Below are 1,431 nucleotides of genomic sequence, written 5' to 3'. Positions count from 1 at the left end.
CCGTGGATGCCGCCCTCGATCCGGTAGAGCTCGGCGATGCGTGCGAGCGCCTCTAAGGCGATCGGAGCGTAAGCGCCGTTTTGGCGCCACCTACCGGCCCGGCGTCGCGCAGGTTGGTGCGATCAACTCACCACGTGGCCGAGCTTCCCGATCTAGGGATCCCAAGAATCCGCGCCAGGCAGACCTCCTCGCCATGAGTCAGGGTGTCTGACCGCACAGAAGGCCAGCCCTTGATTGCGGCGCAGCTTTCTTGGAACACCGAAGCACCTGCGGCATCGGCCTCTGGCCTCAGTCGCGCACATCGCAAAACCTCCTCACGCCCAAAGGCTGCGGAGGCTCTTTCAGGCCGTACGGGTATGATTCAGCATGACGGAAAATGCTCTGATACTGGCCGGCGCGGTCGCCCGGTGGCGGATGAAGAAGGCACTCTGTTGGCCAAAAGTGCGTTGCATGGTAGAATATCACACTTGATTTTGATCGCATCGAACCTGATGGTGCGGCTGGGAATTCCTAGCGTGAGGGCTCCGGTGTGATTCCGTATTCTCCTCCTTCGATCGTAGACTTCTCTGAATTTTCACATGGAGATATTCAGTGGGAAATCCTCACTCTCGTGGCTCAAGAGGAGGGAGGCAACATAAATGCCTTTCATCTCGTCGATAGACTTAGTCAGGCCGGACATTCTGTAAAAGATGTAAACAGCATATTGAGTCGCGAGGCGCAGTCACCAAACATAGTCACGCTCGGGTATGTTGTAAGATCAGATGACTTCTACAGCATCACCAATCTTGGACTCCTTGCGATCGAGCGCATGTCAAAGTCCCGTAGGGCGTAAGCCATAAGCTGGCTGGCAGATTCAGTCGACCGACCATTCTTCGCCGAATGCGCCATCAGGCCGAGTCCGGCCGCCGCGCCTCCTGCTACGAGGCGCGCGGCCAAAGCTCCGGCTCGCAGCAACGATCGATGGCTTCGTCCGCCCTTGAATTTGGGGCTGTCTGCCGGTTAGGTCCTGTCTTCGTCATGCGTGCGCGGGGGCGCGTCTATGGATTTCATCCGGCAACGGATCTTCGATGTGGTCGAGATACGGCCAAGATATTTTCGCGACGCGAGGGGTTATTTCTCTGAGATCTACAAGAAGTCGGCGCTCGCAGAAGCCGGCGTTTTGGCGGACTTCGTTCAAGACAACAAATCCCTGTCTTCCCTCCCCGGAACTATTCGTGGGCTTCACTTCCAGCTGCCGCCCTTCGCGCAGGGCAAGCTCGTCTCCTGTGTGCGCGGCGCGATCTACGACGTGGCGGTCGACATCCGGCGGGACTCGCCGACCTTCGGCCAGCATGTCGGCGTGACGCTCACCGCCGAGCAGGGCAACCAGCTCTATGTCCCGGTCGGCTTCGCGCACGGGTTCTGCACCCTCGAGCCGGACACCGAAGTGGC

The 1,431-nt window shown here is 59.0% G+C and carries 1 protein-coding gene; it reads left to right on the top strand.

Features of this window, described 5'->3' with window-relative positions; all coding sequences use genetic code 11:
- Positions 1-1,039: 1,039 nt before the first annotated feature.
- Positions 1,040-1,431: dTDP-4-dehydrorhamnose 3,5-epimerase (rfbC, locus tag EK403_RS22005; protein WP_128779590.1), on the top strand; the 392-nt coding region annotated here is incomplete at its 3' end.

It is taken from the genome of Hansschlegelia zhihuaiae, from assembly GCF_004103825.1.
GTDB lineage: Bacteria > Pseudomonadota > Alphaproteobacteria > Rhizobiales > Methylopilaceae > Methylopila > Methylopila zhihuaiae.
Note: the sequence above shows the minus strand (reverse complement) of the source record. Positions and strands in the feature narration are given on the sequence as shown.